A 17824-nucleotide genomic window follows, 5' to 3' on the forward strand; every position below is an offset into this window, starting at 1 on the left:
ACCCCCTTTTAGCTTAGTTATTTTCAATTTCAGACTCAGCAATTTTTTGAGTACTCTGACTCGTAGCAAAGTGAATAATCAAACCAATTGCTAACCCAATCGCAGCTGGAATAACCCAATCCATTCCAAGACTTGCGCCCGGAATAAATGAATCTAGTTTTAACAATGCTTGAGCCCATCCGGACTGTGAAATCAAGGCTGGGGCTGAAGCAATCGCATCAAGAATTGCAGGAATGATAGTAAAGATGGTTGTCCAGATGTATACTCGCCGATTACCGTTAAATAGTGGTGAGGCGATTGAAAGAATAATCAACGTAATTGCTAGTGGGTAAAGGAACATTAACATTGGCGTTGACCATGCAATAATGGTGTCCAAACCAACGTTCGCAAACGCAAACGAGAACCCGATTGCAGCAATGTTAAATGTTCGGTATGAAATCTTGGGGAATTTATTATGCAATGCTTCAGAAAACGAAGTAGTTAAACCAACTGAAGTAGTTAAACAAGTCAAAGTAGCCATAATTGCCAAGATAATCTGACCAGTCATTCCTAGAAAATGATTTGCAATTTGGTTGAAGGCAATTCCACCATCAGCGGAAACATTGAATAACTGCAAACTAGTTGATCCTAACCAAATCAAACCAATGTAAATTAATGCTTCAAGGCCAATTCCTAATAATCCAGACTTCATTGTCGTGAGCGAAATATCACGGGGACTATTGATTCCAAGACTCCTAATTGCAGTAACGATGGCGATTCCGAATAACAAACCAGCGATACAATCCATAGTATTGTAGCCTTGTAAGAAACCGTTTAAAAATGAACCATGCATATAAGCAGCTTCTGGAGTTAATTGGCCACTACCTTTGATTGGGGTAGTAAACGCAAACCCAAAGATGATTGCAAGTAATAGTAGGAAAATTGGGTTAAGCAGCTTACCAACGGTATCAATAATGTGAGTTGGCTTTCTGGATGCCCAATAAGTAATTCCAAAGAAAATCAGCGAATAGATAAAGAGCCACAATGGTTGGCTAGCTTTATCCAAATGGCTTGCAAATCCGATTTGAAACGGAACCGTAGCGGTTCTGGGGGTTGCAAACAATGGTCCAAGAGTAGCGCAAACCAGAATCATAAAGAAAGTAGCGTATTTCTTGCCGATTGGTTTAGCAAGATCATAAATTCCATTACTTCTAGTAACACTAATCGCAATAATAGCTAACAAAGGTAATAACGTACCAGTTAATAAGAATCCAAGTGATGCGGTGAACCAGTGGCTACCGGCCATCTGACCCAAATGAATTGGGAAGATAAGATTACCAGCACCAAAGAACATTCCAAACAACATTGATCCAATAAACAAATAATTTTTAAACGCAATTTTTGATGAATTTGTTTTCATATTTTTCACTCCTCATTTTGTTTCCAACATAACCAGCTATCAATCCTGACTCGACTGATTCCTCCAGATTTTTGAATAATCATTTTTTACCGTCTCCTTTTTCCATAAAAAAATCCCTTGAAGTCTAAACTTCAAGGGACGACGTGTCGTGTTACCACCCAAATTCGTGATTCCCTCACGGAAACCACCTCATCATGTACGGCAAAAAGTTTGCGATACACTGACGCTGTAATGGGCGTACCCAACAAACACTCGAACTTCGCATTTGTCGCTCGGAGGCTACTTTCTTCTCTAGTTCTCGTAAGCCATTCTCACTTATCTGGCTCTCCCTGAGACTCAAACTAAAGATTACTTTCCTCGTCTTAGCAATTTCTAATCTTATGAATTGTCTCTAATAATATTCACTAACGAATCATTTGTCAACATTTTTTCTTAATTTATGCAAATAACACCGAAAGAATCAAAGTCCCAAAGCCGGCAAATGACACTACCCATCCCGATACTGGCGTCTGTTTAATTTCCGAAATAATTTCACTCATCATTGCCACCATCCTTCTTTTTTGATTCACCTAAATGGTATCAAATTAAAGTAAATTATCTATTTCATGATTGTAAACATTCTGTATCGAATCAAATTACCTTTCACCAATAGTTCCCGATACTATCTCACGTAATAACTTAGGGTCTGATTTACCTGGATTAAGCTCAACGATTTTACCATCAGAACTATAAACTATCCATTCAGCGATGTTGACAATATGATCCCCGATTCTTTCGAGCAACTTAATCACTAGCAGGTAACTAGAACTTGCCTTGGCTACCTTCGGATTCTGTTTTAATGCCTGGATAATTTTTTCCCGAATCTCCAAATATAGTTGATCAACGATAATGTCATCCTTAGCAACTTCACCAGCTTTATCGGCATCCGTTTCCGAATACGCATCGAGAACCCCACCCAGCATCTCTCGGATTTTGTTGGTCATCAAAGCAATTTCCTTTTCGACTTCAGGAACCCGCTCTTCACCCTTTTCCAAAATAGTTTCCCTGGCAATTCCAACGGCATGGTCGCCAATTCTTTCCAAATCAGAGCTGGCTTTAAGGATACTAATGATGACCCGAAAATCAGTAGCAACTGGTTGCTGAAGAGCAATAAGCTCAAGGGCCTGTTTTTCTAGGTTCATTTCCTCACTATCTGTGTTGTTGTCATTAGTAATAACTTCCTTTGCCACGACCTTATCGTGATTGATAAATGCTGTGGTGGCATTATAAATTTGCTCGTTAACGTTGATCCCCATCTCAGAAAACCGAACGTGAAGTCGCTTCAATTCATCAACAAATAACTTTCTCATATTGCCTTCTCCTATCCAAACTTACCGTTAAGATAATCACTAGTTTCTTCTTTTTCGGGCTTGATGAACATTTGCTTGGTTTGCGAATATTCAATTAGGTTTCCGTTTAAAAGAAATGCAGTGCGGTCCGAAATTCTTGCTGCTTGTTGCATATTATGGGTCACAATTACGATAGTATAATCCTTACGAATTGCCATTAAGGTTTCTTCAATCTTTGAGCTAGAGATTGGGTCTAGGGCACTGGTTGGCTCATCAAGGAGAATGACCTCTGGGTGAACTGCCAAAACTCTAGCTACGCAAACTCGTTGTTGTTGGCCACCAGATAATTCAAGGGCGTTCTTATTTAGGTCATCCTTTACCTCATCCCAAATGGCCGCTTGCTTCAAGCTTTCCTCAACCCGCTGATCAATTTCGTCCTTGCTAAATTTTCGATCAGTTCGCAAACCATATGCCACGTTTTCATAGATGCTAAACGGAAATGGGTTAGGCTGTTGAAAAACCATTCCAACCCGTTTACGGAGATCAACGACATCCACTTTAGGAGCGTAAATATCCTCTCCTTGGAGCTTGATACTACCGGTAACTGTCGTATTAGGCATTAAGTCATTCATTCGGTTAAGGCACCGCAAATAGGTCGATTTACCACAACCAGACGGTCCAATTAGCGCAGTAATTTGCTTCTCATGGATATCAATATGAACCCCGTGGATAGCTTCCTTTTCGCCGTAATAAACTCTGACGCCATCACTCGTAATTATTTTATCAGTCATCGTCAGTCTCCTAACCAAAGTTACCGGAGATATAGTCCTCGGTGGCTTTTATCTTGGGATTTGTAAAAATATTGTTGGTCTTGTCATACTCTAAAACGTGCCCCATGTGAAAGAAAGCAGTATAGTCAGCGATTCGACTAGCTTGTTGCATATTGTGAGTTACGATAATGATCGTGTACTTTTCCCGAAGATTTTGAAGGGTCTCCTCGATTTTGGCGGTCGAAATTGGATCAAGGGCACTAGCTGGTTCATCTAGTAACAGTACATCTGGTTGCATAGCTACTGACCGCGCAATACACAGTCGCTGCGCCTGGCCTCCAGATAAGGCAAGGGCACTCTTATCAAGATCATCTTTTACTTCATCCCATAAAGCGGCACTTCTCAGACTACTCTCAACTCGTTCAGCTAAAATTTCTTTGTCCTTGATGCCATGCTCCTTAAGTGCAAAAGTAATGTTTTCTCGAATCGATTTGGCAAACGGGTTTGGCCGCTGAAACACCATACTAATGTGTTTTCTAACCTCATAAACGTTGATACTCTTTTGATTAATATCAGTATCCTGATAAATAATCTTCCCCTTAACGGTGGAGATTCTATCATTCATTCGGTTAAGACACCTTAGGTAAGTTGACTTACCAGAACCAGATGCTCCAATCAACGCAGTAATTCTATTTTTCGGAAACTGCAAACTTGCATCAAACATTGCGTGGTTTGCGCCATAAAATACCTGCAAGTTTTCGGTTTCCATCGCTAGTTTGCGACTTAATTTAAGAATGTTGGTTTCTTCAAACGAGTATTTTTCCATTTTGATTACCTCGTCGCCGTCATCCGACGGTAGATTCTCTTTCCGGCCCACCGGGCTAAAATATTAAACAGCAAAATAACAATTATCAGAACTGCTGACGCCCCAGCTGAAATAGATAGAGCGTCCGGGGTAACTCCCTCAGTATTAACTTTCCAGATATGCACAGCCAATGTTTCCGCGGGCCTCATCGGATTTAAAAAGCTGTCACTAGCCATGGGATTAAAGTTGGCGTAGTCAACGGTTGGTGCACTCTGACCAGCCGTATATATTAAAGCTGCCGCCTCACCGAACACCCGTCCCGCGCTTAGGATGATCCCAGTAATAATTCCCGGCAGTGCTGCCGGTAAAATAATTCTAGTTATCGTTCTCCAGTTAGAAAGGCCAAGGGATAGGCCAGCATCCCTTTGTAAATCGGAAACTGAAGCCAATGATTCCTCAATATTTCTAGTTAGCAATGGTAGGTTGAAGAAGGTCAACGCAATCGCCCCGGCTAAAATCGAAAACCCAAGGTTGAATTTAATAACAAATAGCAAATACCCAAACAAACCAACGACTACCGACGGGAGGGAACTAAGAACTTCGATTGCTGTCCGAATGGTGCTGGTAATCCAGTTCTGTTTAGCATATTCTGCCAGATAGATTCCTGAGCCCAATGCAAACGGAAACGAGATGATCAGCGTCAAAACCAAAAGATACAGGGAGTTGAATAACTGATCACGAATTCCTCCGCCAGCTTTAAATGATTGAGCTGGCTGCGTTAAAAAGTTAAATGAGATATGCGGAATTCCCACTACCAAAATATAGCCAAGGATAGCTACCAGGATCAATATTACGATCCCAACAAAGGAGTAGATAACTCCCGTTGCGACTTTGTCACTCTGCTTTGCATTAATCATTTGATCCTCCCTCGCTTCCCAATCAATCGAACAACAATATTAAATACTAATGACATCAATAACAGGACTAAGGCCAACGACCACAAAGCGTTATTTGGCAGAGTTCCCATCGTGGTATTCCCAATTTCAGTAGTTAACTGACTGGTCAAAGTTGAAGCTGGCGAAATCAAGCCCTTCGGCATAATGACCGCATTACCAATTACCATCTGAACAGCCAACGCTTCACCAAACGCCCGGGCCATCCCAAAGATGACCGCAGTGATAATTCCCGGCGTTGCCGCCCGTAATACTACCTTATAAATCGTCTGCCAGCGGGTTGCCCCAAGTGCCAGCGATGCTGATCGGTAATAGAGCGGAACTGCTTTGATACTATCAACACATAGCGATGCAACTGTCGGCAAGATCATTACAAACAAAACGATGGTTCCTGCCAAAATACCGAATCCAGTTCCACCCGCAAACTTTCGTATAACGGGAACTACAATCGTCAACCCAATAAATCCATAGACAACGGATGGAATTCCAACCAGCAACTCGATTACCGGCTGCAAAATCTTCGACCCTTTTTGAGGGGCAATTTCCGTCATAAAAACGGCAACCGCAATCGCAAACGGCGCAGCAACTAAGGCTGCAAGCACAGTGACGCTAAATGACGTTACGATCATTGGCAAGGCCCCGATTTGAGGGTGACCATGCGAGTCCAACATTCCCGGATTCCAATTTTTCTTGGTTAAAAAGTCAAGTAGACTAGCATGATTAGTGGTAAAAGTAGCTACTCCCTTAGTAGCAATAAAATATAGAATCGACAGAACTAGTAAACTTACCATCCCAATGCATAAATAGCTGATTGCTTTGCCCATCATATCTTGATGAGTCGCCTTAGTAGGTCTGGTTAAACTATCCTTGATTGATTCCGTCTGCCCTGGTTGAGTCATCTTAGTCAAATTTGTTTTGATGTCATCCATTCTTATCCTCCTACAAAAAAAGCTTTATTCGTCAGTTAAACCAGTCCGAACAAAGCCTTTCACCGATTATTTATCAGTCACAACATTCTTAGCGTTCTTTTGAACCTTCATATCGTGAATGCTGATGTAACCAAGCTTTTGAACCAGTCCGTTTTGAACATCATCAGATAGCATGTACTTAAAGAACTTATCAGCAGTCTTGTTGCTCTTGCCCTTTAATGTGTACATGTGCTCGTATGACCAGATCTTCCACTTATTATTTACAACGTTGCTGTCTTCTGGTTTAACGTTATTGATTGAAACTGGTTGAAGTTTCTTGTTAATGTATGAAAAAGCAAGGTAACTAATTGTTCCTGGGGTGCTTGAAACAATCTTTTGAACCGTTCCGTTTGAGTCTTGTTCTTGCGACTTAACTGCTTTTGCCCCTTCAAGCACAGCTCCTTCAAACGTTGCTCTAGTTCCTGAACCTTGAGCTCTGTTAACAACGGTGATCTTTTGATTAGCACCACCAACTTGCTTCCAGTTCTTATACTTACCAGTAAAGATTCCCTTCAATTGAGCCATTGAAAGATTCTTAACCCCGGCAGACTTGTTAACAACGGGGGCCATCCCAACTACAGCAACCTTGTGGTCAACTAACTTGCTAGCCTTTATTCCTGGTTGTTGTTCGGCAAAAATATCGGAGTTTCCAATTGTAACCGCTCCGGTAGCTACCTGACTAAGACCTGTTCCGGAACCACCACCCTGAACACTAACGTTAGTGCCTTTGTTTGCTGATTGAAAATCACTAGCAGCTTGTTCAACTAATGGTTGTAATGCAGTTGAACCAACGGCGGTTACCTTGGGTTGATTTTGACTATTATCTGTTTTTTTAGCGGCGTTACTATTACCACATCCCGCTAATAGAAGTCCTAAACCTGCAACTAAGATTGGTGCTGAAACAAGGGAACTCTTTTTCATGATTAATTTCCTCCTAAATGTTAAGTCCCAAAAACTTTTTCTTGTTTGGTACATTTTCAATATATCAAGCAAATGTAAATATCATGTTTTGGTTATGTAAAGGTATCGTAAATTCCACCAAAACCACTTTATTTTGTGGGATAACTACTATTGAACAGAATTCATTCTCGGAGGTGTCCCCATGGCAACGACTGTTTTACTAATAAGTAAAAACGAAAATTTACATCATCAAATTGAAAGTAAGCTAAACGGTTTTCATGTGTTTGTAAATCGAAATGAAAGCTTTGATCTTAACCAATTAACCAATAGTTTTGGAATTCTTTGGGATATTGCTTCGGTTCCCCTACCACCACAACGGGTTATAATTTCCTTAATTAGAACCAAGACGCCTGGCCCAATTCTACTATTAGCCAATGAGCATTCTTTAGCACCTCAACCGGTCTTATCCAAAAAAGTCTTTTTAACCTACCATTTTGATGACTTAATTGCTAAGGACGACCCAAGCGAAATCTGTTTTCGATTAATTCAAAACATCTGGGCCTACCAACGAACAGAACAAATCAGTTCCAACCCCCACCATGACAAATCATTGACCACCCGACATATCAGAATCGATCTTGACACATTTGAAGTCACCGCATTTGATAAGCAGGTCAAACTAAGCCCGATTGAATATAAACTTCTTTTATTCTTCATTAGTAACGCTGATGTTGTTCTGACTAGAATCCAAATCGCTGCTCACGTTTGGGAAAATACGAGTAGTGCAACCCTTAGAATTATTGATACTCACATCAGCAAGCTACGAAAAAAGATCGAGTTGGATCAAAAACACCCCCAAATTATTAAAACCGTACGGAGTTTTGGTTATATGTTTTCCGATTAGTTCAAAAACATGTAAAATGATTAAGTAAGCAAATTACTTAATTAACCTGTGACTGGAGAGAATCATGAAACAGTTATACTTAGTGCGCCATGGCCAAACGATTTTAAATCATTTTCAAAAAATGCAGGGATGGGTCGATTCCCCGCTCACAGAAAAGGGTGAATCCCAGGCGACTCAGACTGGGAAACGACTCAAAGACATTCATTTCGATTTAATTGGGAGTTCAGATTTAGGAAGAGCGATTGCAACCCGAGACCTAATTGCGGCTCAGAATAATGACGCCCCAGCAGATTTACAAACCTTCAAGGATTTTCGCGAAGTCTACTTCGGTGTGTTTGAAGGAGAAGACAGCGTCAAAACGTGGAACATGATTGGTGGTCCAATTGGTAGTCGGGATCAGAATGTTCTGATAAAGAAATATGGTTTCTTGAAGGTCCGGGATTTCATGCACGATACCGATCCATTTAAAGAAGCAGAAAGCGGCGAGCAGTTAAAAGACCGAATTGATTCTGCAATCAGCACGATTCAAGAATTACTAAAAGACAACGAAAAGGCACTTATTGTTTCACATGGAACATTCATTAGAAACGTTGCTGCTATGTACTCTGATGGCTCATCATTCATCGAACAACCAGATAACGGAAGTATCACAGTGTTAGATATTACTGACACCCCAGAATTGATCGAATATAACAAAACCAATTAATTAACAACCAAAAAGGGACTATCATCCACCATGGAAGATAGTCCCTTTTGCATCTATTTACTTAAAAAACTTTGGTTAAAATCCGCCGGTCGCTTTAAGTACTCCTTACCAAAGTTATCGATCAACCCGTGAAACTCCTGTGCATCTTCAAAAGTGAACCATTTAGGAAGTGACACGTTGTTCCACAGTTCCTGGTAAGTTTTGGCATCCATCCAATTAAGAGCGCTGAAAAGTCGTCTAGTGTAGCTGTCAGCAATAAACACCGGTTTATCAAAGATATATACTTGAAGTACGTCTGCTGTTTCTGGACCAACTCCTTGAAGTTTTAGAAGTTGATCTCTTAGACCCGTTCCGTAATACTTCTTCATGGTATCGTATTCCCACTCAAACTGGTTAAACCAACTAAATACGGATTTAATTGCCCTTGCCTTATTTCGATAAAACCCGCTTGGTTTAACTAACTTGATCAGCCGTTCATTTTCTAAACTGAGAATGCTGTTAGGGTCAAGGCTGGTTTCATCCCTTAGAGCTGTCAAAGCAGCATCCGCATTCCGCCAATTAGTATTCTGAACCAAGATTGCTCCTAGAACAATCTCAGGCTTACTGTCGGCAGGCCACCAGCCAGATGGTCCCATATTGGTTTTAAGTTGGTTGTAAAGCCATGTAATGTCCATTTTTTCACCTTCATTTGAGACTAATGGTATACTGACAATAATTGGGAGGAATTACTTATGAATAAATCAGTCATAGTCAGTACATCTTTATTGTTTGGGTTAATTAGCGGATTCTCATTAACATCTACTAATAGTACACAGGCATCCTCATGGCACAAGGGAACCCCGAAGTCTGTACGAGGTGCCTGGGCCAGAGGAACCCGAAACGGAGTTGCTATGTTAACTATAGATATAAATTCAAAGGGTCTTTATTTTGATTACGTGGATATCCCCGAAATGGCAATGAGACACCCGAAATATAAATTTGTTAAACACAATTACTACTTGATATACGGAAGGATGACAAACCCCACCTATAAACCATTCTATGGAAAATATGCAATTTACCGCCATGGTCACACTGCAACAATTAAAGGATCAAATCTCAACGGTGCACTTCATTTCAAATTATTAAAGTAACAGAGTTAAAATAATATAAGCAGTTTTTACTTATTGTCTATCGACAGTTACATTATCACTCTGGTAACACCTAAATACTAAAGGAGACTAATTTATGAAAATCATTAACGTTGAACTATCCGTAATTCCCGGAAAGCAAAGTGAATACGAGGCTTTTATTGCCGAACTAGTTGCCGGATCAAGTAACGAAGATGGTAACATCAGCTACCACCATTACAAAGACGTTGACTCGGAAACCGAATATGAGATTATCGAGCACTGGAAAGATGCCGATGCAGTTGAATCCCATAATAACACCCCTCACTTTCAAAAATTTCTTGCAGGAATTGGGGATTTTCTATCAAAGGATCCGGTAATTATTCGAATGGATTACAACGAATAGCTTATCAAGCTTCATACTAAAAGCCCATCTCAGGGCTTTTTTATTTTGAAATATAAAAAAACCACGATTATCATCGTAGCTTCTAAAACTATTCAAATCCTAAGCTATTAACGTTATGTCTCTTCGTTTTATCAGTTGACCAGAAGAAGGTGTTGGCAACTCCCAAAATCTTCTTCTTAGGAACAAATCCCCAGTATCGACCATCATTTGAAACGCTTCGGTGATCACCAAGAACAAAGTACTGTCCCTTTGGCACCTTAGTGGCACCATTATCTTCATTCCAACTCTTAGAAAGTGATTTCAAGTTCCAGTTACCAGTTCCAACTGTTCGTTGGTAGTTACTAATAAAGTTCTGATCAATTTTCTTCCCATTAACGTAAATATTGCCATCTTGACTTGAAACGGTGTCACCAGGCAGGCCAATTACCCGCTTGACGTAATCAGTATTTGGTTTGCTTGCCTCAGGATCCTCACCATAAGCATCAAACACGATTACGCTAAGGTGTTTAATTTTGGCATTGCGCCAAACTAACATTCTTTCGTTGTTAACTAGGTTTGGCTCCATTGAAGGACCATCGACTCTCGCTGGCGTTACGATAAACTGCTTAATTAGCAACGCCACAAGAATTCCAACAACGATTGGGATTACCCAACTAAGAACCGAACCGATTCCGCGACTGACGGAACTCTTTTCTTTTTTTGCCATATATTTTCTACCCCTTTAAAGCACTGTGCCCTTGGTTTATAAACAAACACAGTCAACATGTATTGTAACACATTTTATAATAGCACAAGAAAAGCCAAAACCGGTTTTTATTTGCCATGCCTGCAATTGCCCTGTATTATATGAAAGGCAGATTTTTTCTTAAGGGGATTACAATGACAAATAATATATCATCTAAAACTCGAATATGGTTGATCCTGATTCTCGGAACAATCAGTGCCACTGGGCCACTATCAATTGATATGTACCTCCCAGCTCTTCCCGAAATGACAAAGGACTTTGCATCCCCAGCCTCCCTAATTCAGCTTAGCCTTAGTTCATGTCTGATTGGATTAGCGCTTGGTCAAATCATCGTTGGCCCGCTTAGCGATAAGTTTGGTCGCAAAATCCCCCTCATCACTGGGTTTACAATTTTTGCAATCGTTTCACTTATCTTATCCTTTTCAAACTCCGTCAGCGTCCTAATTATTTTGAGATTCATTCAGGGCCTTGCGGGGGCAACCGGCCAAGTCTTATCTAAAGCAATTGCCCGCGATCTTTTCTCCGGACCACTACTAACTACATTTTATTCAATGTTATCAGCGGTTAACGGAATCTTTCCGGTAGTTTCACCCGTAATTGGTGGAATAATCATCAAGTTCTTCAAGTGGCAGGTTATCTTCATTATTTTGGCCGCCATTGGTTTCCTTATCGTTCTTGCGGTTCTCTGCGGAATCAAAGAAACCCTCCCACCCGATAAACGGGTTAACGAAGGAGTCATCGAGACATTCGCTTCGATGGGCCAACTACTAACAAACTGGCCATTTATGAAACTCCTATTATCGGCGGGGCTAGTAACTGGCGGCCTGTTCTGTTATATTTCAGCTTCATCATTTGTTTTCCAGCAATTATTTCACATGTCCGTTCAAAACTTCAGTTTCCTATACGCAGTTAATGGAACCGGAATTGCGATTGGTTCAGTTATCCCAGGTTTCCTTGCATCTAGGACCAGCCTTCAAAAGCAGACCAAAGTCGTCCTTGGAACCACCGTTGCTAGTGCAACCCTACTGGTCATCAGTGCCCTTGCTTTCCACAACCTTGCCGTTGTAATTGCTCTTGTGCTCCTGATTGTAACTCAATTCGGAATGTTATTTACCCTAACTACTTCCATCGTTATGAATCTAAGTACTAACAACAGTGGTAGTATTTCGGCCCTTTTTGGTCTTTCTCAAAACGGAATTGGGGGAATTATGTCGCCAGTAATGGGAATGTTCGGTACTATGACCTACATGCCAATGGCTGTGGGAATATTCGGCTGTTTAGGATTAAGCTTTCTATTATTTAACTCAGCTGAAAAGAAAATCAGTAACAATTAGCCTAAACAAAAAACCAGGAAGATATCCATTAAGGAAATCTTCCTGGCTTTTTTAGTTCTATGCTCCCTGAGCATCAACCTTAGCAATCTTACCCTGTTGGATGTAAACGCTCAAGATAGCGATATCCGCTGGGTTAACCCCACTAATCCTTGATGCTTGAGCTAGTGTAGCAGGTTGAATTTTAGCCAGTTTTTGGCGGGCCTCAGTTGCGATGCCGTCGATAACGGAGTAGTCGATTCTATCAGGAATCTTCTTCTCTTCCATCCGCTTCATCCTAGCAACATTTGCCTCCGCCTTAGCAATATAGCCGGCGTACTTAGTTCTGATTTCAATTTGCTCGATTACTCGACGATTAAGGGGCTCATCTGGACCCTCAACAAAGTTCATCAAAGTTTCGTAGTCAACATATGGTCGTCTCAAGAAGACGGCAGCAATCACCCCGTCCTGAAGTGGCTTATCACCATGCTCCTGAACAAACTGATTGATGGCATCAGATGGCTTGATTCGAATATGGTTTAGTCGATCAAGCTCTTCGTCAACCGCCTTCTTCTTAGCTAAGAAACTAGCGTAACGGTCATCTGAAATTAAGCCAATTTCATGACCCTTTTCAGTTAGCCGTAAATCAGCATTGTCGTTTCTTAATAATAATCGATACTCTGCCCGGCTGGTTAATAACCGATATGGTTCCTTAGTTCCCTTGGTTACTAAATCATCAATCATTACGCCGATATACGCTTCATTTCGTTTCAAAACGAAAGGTCCAAGGCCAAGCGCTCTGCGGCCAGCATTGATTCCGGCAACGATTCCCTGACCAGCTGCTTCTTCATAGCCAGAAGTTCCGTTAGTTTGACCAGCAGTATATAAGTTCTTAAGAACCTTAGTTTCCAAAGTTGGTTTCAATTGGTATGGTGCAACCACGTCATACTCAATTGCGTAACCAGGACGCATCATTTGAGCGTTCTCTAACCCAGCAATTGAATGAACGATGTCTTGTTGAACTTCCTCAGGCATTGAAGTTGATAGTCCTTGAACATACCATTCTTCAGTCTTACGACCTTCTGGTTCCAAGAATAGTTGGTGACGGCTCTTATCAGCAAACCGAACGATCTTATCCTCAATTGAAGGGCAGTAACGAGGACCAACTCCTTCAATCACCCCAGTGAACATTGGTGCCCGTTCGAGGTTTTCACGAATGATATCGTGAGTCTTTTCATTGGTGTATGTTAACCAGCAAGAAAGTTGATTCTTAACATCAATGTACTCGCTATCAGGGGTTTCGTAACTAAAGTGATTTGGCTTCTCATCACCGGGTTGTTCTTCCGTTTTTGAGTAGTCGATAGTCGTACCGTCAACTCGTGGTGGGGTTCCAGTCTTAAATCTCTCAAGGTCAAACCCAAGTTTTTCAAGGTTGGCAGTCAGCTTTTCAGCTGGTTGAGAGTTGTTAGGACCAGAAGCGTACATTAATTCACCAATGATGATTTTACCCCGAGCAGCAGTTCCGGCAGCAATAACCACTGCTTTGGCACTATACTCAGCTCCAGTATTGGTAATAACACCCTTACACTCGCCATCTTCAACAATCAAATCATCAACGATTCCCTGACGAAGAGTTAAGTTAGGTTCCTTTTCGATTGTGTGTTTCATTTCGGCATGATAAGCATGCTTGTCAGCTTGAGCTCTAAGGGCTTGAACTGCTGGTCCCTTACCGGTATTGAGCATTCTCATTTGAACGTAGGTCTTATCAATATTGCGACCCATTTCACCACCAAGGGCGTCAACTTCCCGGACAACGATTCCCTTTGCGGGACCGCCAATTGATGGATTACATGGCATAAAGGCAACCATATCTAAATTAATGGTCATCAAAAGAGTTTTGTTTCCCATTCTGGCCGCAGCAAGTGCCGCCTCACAACCAGCATGACCGGCACCAACAACGATTACGTCATAATCTTCTGCGTGATAGTCTTGCTTAACATCACTTACACGTAAGCTTTTCAAGGTTCTTTTCCTCCATATGTTTCACATGAAACAACAATTTTTACTTTCCTAAACAGAACTGACTAAACAGTTGATCAATCAACTCATCTTGGTAACTATCACCAGTAATTTCACCCAGGAGATCCCAACAATGAGTCATATCAATTTGAACTAAATCAACCGGCATCCCATTATCCAAACCGTTAATAACATCCTCTAGTGATTGATTGGCTTGATTTAGTAATCCGATATGCCGAGCGTTTGTTACCATTACATTATTTTGACTATTACTGATTCCCTCTTCAAAGAACATTTTTGCAATTAGTTCCTCAAGCTCCTGCAATCCATTTGCTTCAATTGCTGAGGTAGAGATGATGTTCTTCCCACCTGCTAACCGTTTAAGCTCTGATAGATCAATCTTTTGGGGCAGGTCAGTTTTATTTAACACAATGACTCGTTGCTTATCGTTAGTCTTATCAATTAACTCGTAGTCTTCATCAGTTAATGGCTCACTTGCGTTCAGTACCAACAACACTAAGTCAGCACTGTCAATTGCCTTACGGGAACGATCAACCCCGATTTTTTCAACTTTATCTTCAGTATCCCGGATTCCAGCTGTATCAATCAGTTTAAGTGGTACACCGCGGACGTTAACGTACTCTTCAAGAACATCCCTAGTCGTTCCTGGAATATCGGTAACGATCGCTTTATCTTCATGAAGAAGATGATTTAATAAGCTTGACTTACCAACATTTGGGCGGCCAATGATAGAAGTTGCTAGCCCATCCCGGAGGATTTTTCCCTGTTTGGCAGTCTTCAGTAACTGGTCAATTTGACCATGAACATCATGAGCTTTTTCACGAAGCAGCTTACTAGTCATCGTTTCCACATCATCGTACTCAGGATAGTCGATGTTAACCTCAACCTGAGCCAACACATCGAGAATATCTTGGCGTAGGTTCTTGATTAGATGCGATAGATTCCCGTCAAGTTGGCTAATTGCCGCCTTCATTGATTGATCAGTTTTAGCTTCGATCAAATCCATTACGGCTTCTGATTGAGACAGATCAATTCGGCCATTTAAAAATGCTCGTTTGGTAAACTCTCCCGGTTCAGCCATCCTGGCACCGTTACTTAGAACCGTCTGCAAAATCCGATTAGTGGCAACGATTCCCCCGTGACAGTTGATTTCAATGATGTCCTCGGTGGTGTAAGTTTTAGGAGCCTTCATCACCGACAACATCACCTCATCGATTTCCTCATTAGTTTTAGGATCAATGATATGACCATAATTAATTGTATTACTGGCCACCTTATCCAGGTTTCTACCCCGATAAACCTTCTTCGCAATGTCAAAGGCTTCTTCGCCACTAATTCTTATAATTGAAATACCACCCTCTCCAGGTGGGGTTGAGATTGCTGCGATTGTATCAAATTCAGTTGTTGTTAGTACCATCTGATGTGCCTCCAGAAATTAGAAAATGCTTTTTAAGCAACAAAAAAAGCGCTACTCCACACGCAAACAGACGTCACTAAACGCCTATAAGCACATGGATAAAGCACTTTGACTACTTTACCTAGTTAAGATAAGAATGATTACCACTATAATATTTTATCGTGGTTGATTTGTCAATATGATTTAAAACCTATTTTGGTGCAACCACGATTACTCGGTGAGGATCCCGTCCCGTTGAATAAGTCATAACGTGGTTATTGTCAGCCAACGCGTTGTGAATCTGCTTTCTTTCAAAAGAAGGCATTGGGTTTAGATACACTGGTTTCCCATTTGCAATGGCGTTTCTAGCTGTCTTCTCAGCAAGCTGAACTAAAGCTTCACTCCGCCTAGCCCGATAATCAGCAGCATCAATTTCAATGGTTAAATTATTTGCTCCCAACCGATTAACGTATATTTGAGCAAGTCCTTGAAGTGCGTTGATGGTTCTACCATGGCGACCAATCAAGATACTTTGTTTGTCCTCAGCAGTTACGATATTGATTGAAAGTGAGTGATGATTTTGTAGATTAGGTTCAAGTTTAAATTCAAACCCCATGCCACTTAAAACATCAGTTAAATAGGATTCAAGCTCATTACTTATTTCTTGTGGCGATAACTTAGTTTCGTCTTCATCTGAATTGCTATCAGTTGGTTCCTCTTCCCGTTGGTACTCTGGTTCGGAATTATTTTCTGACACTGGATTGGCTGGCTTATGAGGAGTTATCTCAACCTCAGCCTGCCGTTTTCCAAAACCTAAAAAGCCGGACTTAGGTTGAGTGATCACTTTTATGTCAACGTTCTCTTTAGTTAATGATAGGTCTAGCAATCCTTTGTTGACTGCCTCTTCAATGGTGTTTCCGGAATATGTTGTCATAATGGACCCCTTTTAATGATTTTAACTGAAATATAATAGCACATTTTTGGGTTTCGATAAATGCAAATCTATGATTTTATCAGTTACTTTAGGTATTATAGATGGCAGAACCAACTAGCTGGCGGTTCAACTTTAGTTACATTACATTAAGATATTTATATTTTGGGGGAAATAACGTGGCTAGTTTAAATCAATTTGACGCCGGCAGAAACGTTGCGCTTGACCGACAACACAGGGTTAGCCGGCTACTTCAAGCACAAAAAATAACATACTTAAACCTAATCGTGTATGCAACAATTATGGTTGCAGAACTCGTAATTGGCTACACGGCAAATATTTCAGTGTTGGTCGCTGATGGTCTCAATAACCTAACGGGGGTCTTTGGTGCGGCAATTTTAATTATTGGGTTGCACCTATCAATTAAGCCACCGGACAAATCTCACCTGCTTGGCCACTGGCAATTCGAAAATATCGCTTCATTTATTTCAGCATCAATCATGTTTGCGGTAAGTATTCAAATTCTAATTTCCGGATTTGACGCCTTCAAGCGTTACCTAAACGGTCAATTTGTGACCCCAAATACATGGTCACTAGGAATCAGTTTATTATCCGGAATATTGATTTTTGGCTTAGCGAATATTAACAGCGTTCACGGAACTAAGTTAAACAACCAGGCATTAATAACATCTGGTAAAGACCTGCTTAGCGACTCATTTACGAGTTTTGGGACCTTCCTATCGATTGCCGGTGCCTACCTAGGAATTCACTGGCTTGATGCGGCCGCAACCACCGTCGTTGGCTTCTTGATCCTTAGCGCTAGTATCTCCATCTTTAAGACCACAACAATGCGACTGACCGAGGGTTTCGATCCCAAAACTATCGATCAGTATCGAAAAACAGCAGCGGCCGTTGCTGATGTAATTGAAGTTCAAAGTATTGAACCCCGTTACTTGGGTGATCAAATCGTAGTCCAAGTTGGCATCTACCTAGCTGATAACACCAAGCTAAGTACCTCCTACGTAATTGGTGAAAACGTTGAAAAGGCCCTAATGCAAAAGTATGACATTCTAGATGCTGACGTTAAGGCATACCCGATTAGTCTTAAACGAAAAAGTGATGTGGCAGAATAACATTGGATAAATAAAAAACAC

General features: G+C 41.0%; 18 protein-coding genes and 1 other annotated feature. Of the genes, 6 read left to right on the forward strand and 12 right to left on the reverse strand.

The genetic code is table 11. The features are described from left to right. Positions 1-13 precede the first annotated feature (13 nt). The 7 genes from brnQ to QOW94_RS06875 form a co-directional block, all read right to left on the reverse strand. Positions 14-1399 carry a branched-chain amino acid transport system II carrier protein gene (gene brnQ / locus QOW94_RS06845; protein ID WP_283679576.1) on the reverse strand — a complete coding sequence of 462 codons (1386 nt, stop codon included), beginning with the start codon at positions 1397-1399 and terminating at the stop codon, positions 14-16. A gap of 131 nt (positions 1400-1530) precedes the next feature. Continuing rightward, positions 1531-1772: a binding site (T-box leader), on the reverse strand. Between the two features lie 262 nt (positions 1773-2034). Next, entirely contained in the window at positions 2035-2748 is a 714-nt protein-coding gene (phoU, locus tag QOW94_RS06850) for a phosphate signaling complex protein PhoU (RefSeq protein WP_283679578.1), read from the reverse strand. 11 nt (positions 2749-2759) lie between these two features. After that, positions 2760-3518, reverse strand: coding sequence for a phosphate ABC transporter ATP-binding protein PstB (gene pstB, locus QOW94_RS06855; RefSeq protein ID WP_283679579.1), 759 nt, complete (start codon positions 3516-3518; stop codon positions 2760-2762). Positions 3519-3528: 10 nt separating this feature from the next. Beyond that, complete coding sequence (gene pstB / locus QOW94_RS06860) at positions 3529-4323, reverse strand: phosphate ABC transporter ATP-binding protein PstB (RefSeq protein ID WP_283679580.1); 795 nt, start codon at positions 4321-4323, stop codon at positions 3529-3531. Between the two features lie 5 nt (positions 4324-4328). Beyond that, positions 4329-5216 carry a phosphate ABC transporter permease PstA gene (gene pstA, locus QOW94_RS06865; protein WP_283679608.1) on the reverse strand — a complete coding sequence of 296 codons (888 nt, stop codon included), beginning with the start codon at positions 5214-5216 and terminating at the stop codon, positions 4329-4331. After that, a complete protein-coding gene (gene pstC / locus QOW94_RS06870) occupies positions 5216-6154 on the reverse strand; it encodes a phosphate ABC transporter permease subunit PstC (protein ID WP_283679609.1) in 939 nt (312 codons plus the stop codon). The genes pstA and pstC overlap by 1 nt, the downstream gene beginning before the upstream one ends. A 96-nt stretch (positions 6155-6250) precedes the next feature. Then, positions 6251-7144 (reverse strand): phosphate ABC transporter substrate-binding protein PstS family protein, encoded by an 894-nt coding sequence (locus QOW94_RS06875; RefSeq protein WP_283679581.1) that lies wholly within the window; start codon positions 7142-7144, stop codon positions 6251-6253. A gap of 181 nt (positions 7145-7325) precedes the next feature. Between QOW94_RS06875 and QOW94_RS06880 the strand changes: the two genes are divergently transcribed. Together QOW94_RS06880 and QOW94_RS06885 are read left to right on the forward strand one after the other, a co-directional pair. After that, positions 7326-8027 carry a winged helix-turn-helix domain-containing protein gene (locus QOW94_RS06880; protein ID WP_283679582.1) on the forward strand — a complete coding sequence of 234 codons (702 nt, stop codon included), beginning with the start codon at positions 7326-7328 and terminating at the stop codon, positions 8025-8027. A gap of 64 nt (positions 8028-8091) precedes the next feature. Next, positions 8092-8733, forward strand: a complete 642-nt coding sequence (locus QOW94_RS06885) for a histidine phosphatase family protein (RefSeq protein ID WP_283679584.1) — start codon at positions 8092-8094, stop codon at positions 8731-8733. A 53-nt stretch (positions 8734-8786) separates the two neighbouring features. Here QOW94_RS06885 and QOW94_RS06890 read toward each other — a convergent pair whose 3' ends face one another. Continuing rightward, positions 8787-9407 (reverse strand): endonuclease III domain-containing protein, encoded by a 621-nt coding sequence (locus tag QOW94_RS06890; protein WP_283679585.1) that lies wholly within the window; start codon positions 9405-9407, stop codon positions 8787-8789. Between the two features lie 57 nt (positions 9408-9464). Here QOW94_RS06890 and QOW94_RS06895 point away from each other — a divergent pair, with 57 nt between their 5' ends. Both QOW94_RS06895 and QOW94_RS06900 read left to right on the forward strand, forming a co-directional pair. Continuing rightward, on the forward strand, positions 9465-9866 hold the full coding sequence (locus tag QOW94_RS06895; RefSeq protein ID WP_283679586.1) for a hypothetical protein: 402 nt from the start codon (positions 9465-9467) through the stop codon (positions 9864-9866). A 94-nt stretch (positions 9867-9960) separates the two neighbouring features. After that, a complete protein-coding gene (locus tag QOW94_RS06900) occupies positions 9961-10248 on the forward strand; it encodes a putative quinol monooxygenase (protein WP_283679587.1) in 288 nt (95 codons plus the stop codon). A gap of 88 nt (positions 10249-10336) precedes the next feature. Here the strand turns inward: QOW94_RS06900 and lepB are convergent, their stop codons facing one another. Beyond that, positions 10337-10954, reverse strand: a complete 618-nt coding sequence (lepB, locus tag QOW94_RS06905) for a signal peptidase I (RefSeq protein ID WP_283679588.1) — start codon at positions 10952-10954, stop codon at positions 10337-10339. Positions 10955-11127: 173 nt separating this feature from the next. On the opposite strand from lepB, the gene QOW94_RS06910 reads away from it, so the two are divergent. Further along, the gene (locus QOW94_RS06910; RefSeq protein WP_283679589.1) at positions 11128-12327 is read left to right on the forward strand and encodes a multidrug effflux MFS transporter; all 1200 of its coding nucleotides are present in this window, start codon (positions 11128-11130) and stop codon (positions 12325-12327) included. Positions 12328-12384: 57 nt separating this feature from the next. Here the strand turns inward: QOW94_RS06910 and mnmG are convergent, their stop codons facing one another. The 3 genes from mnmG to jag all read right to left on the reverse strand — a co-directional run bounded on the left by mnmG (position 12385) and on the right by jag (position 16673). After that, positions 12385-14325 (reverse strand): tRNA uridine-5-carboxymethylaminomethyl(34) synthesis enzyme MnmG, encoded by a 1941-nt coding sequence (gene mnmG, locus QOW94_RS06915; protein WP_283679590.1) that lies wholly within the window; start codon positions 14323-14325, stop codon positions 12385-12387. Between the two features lie 40 nt (positions 14326-14365). Beyond that, entirely contained in the window at positions 14366-15760 is a 1395-nt protein-coding gene (mnmE, locus tag QOW94_RS06920; protein ID WP_283679592.1) for a tRNA uridine-5-carboxymethylaminomethyl(34) synthesis GTPase MnmE, read from the reverse strand. Between the two features lie 190 nt (positions 15761-15950). Next, complete coding sequence (jag, locus tag QOW94_RS06925; RefSeq protein WP_283679593.1) at positions 15951-16673, reverse strand: RNA-binding cell elongation regulator Jag/EloR; 723 nt, start codon at positions 16671-16673, stop codon at positions 15951-15953. Between the two features lie 176 nt (positions 16674-16849). Between jag and QOW94_RS06930 the strand changes: the two genes are divergently transcribed. After that, positions 16850-17803, forward strand: coding sequence for a cation diffusion facilitator family transporter (locus QOW94_RS06930; RefSeq protein ID WP_283679594.1), 954 nt, complete (start codon positions 16850-16852; stop codon positions 17801-17803). Positions 17804-17824 lie beyond the last annotated feature (21 nt).

Origin of the sequence: Lentilactobacillus sp. Marseille-Q4993 (genome assembly GCF_951230165.1) — a bacterium.
Lineage (GTDB): Bacteria > Bacillota > Bacilli > Lactobacillales > Lactobacillaceae > Lentilactobacillus.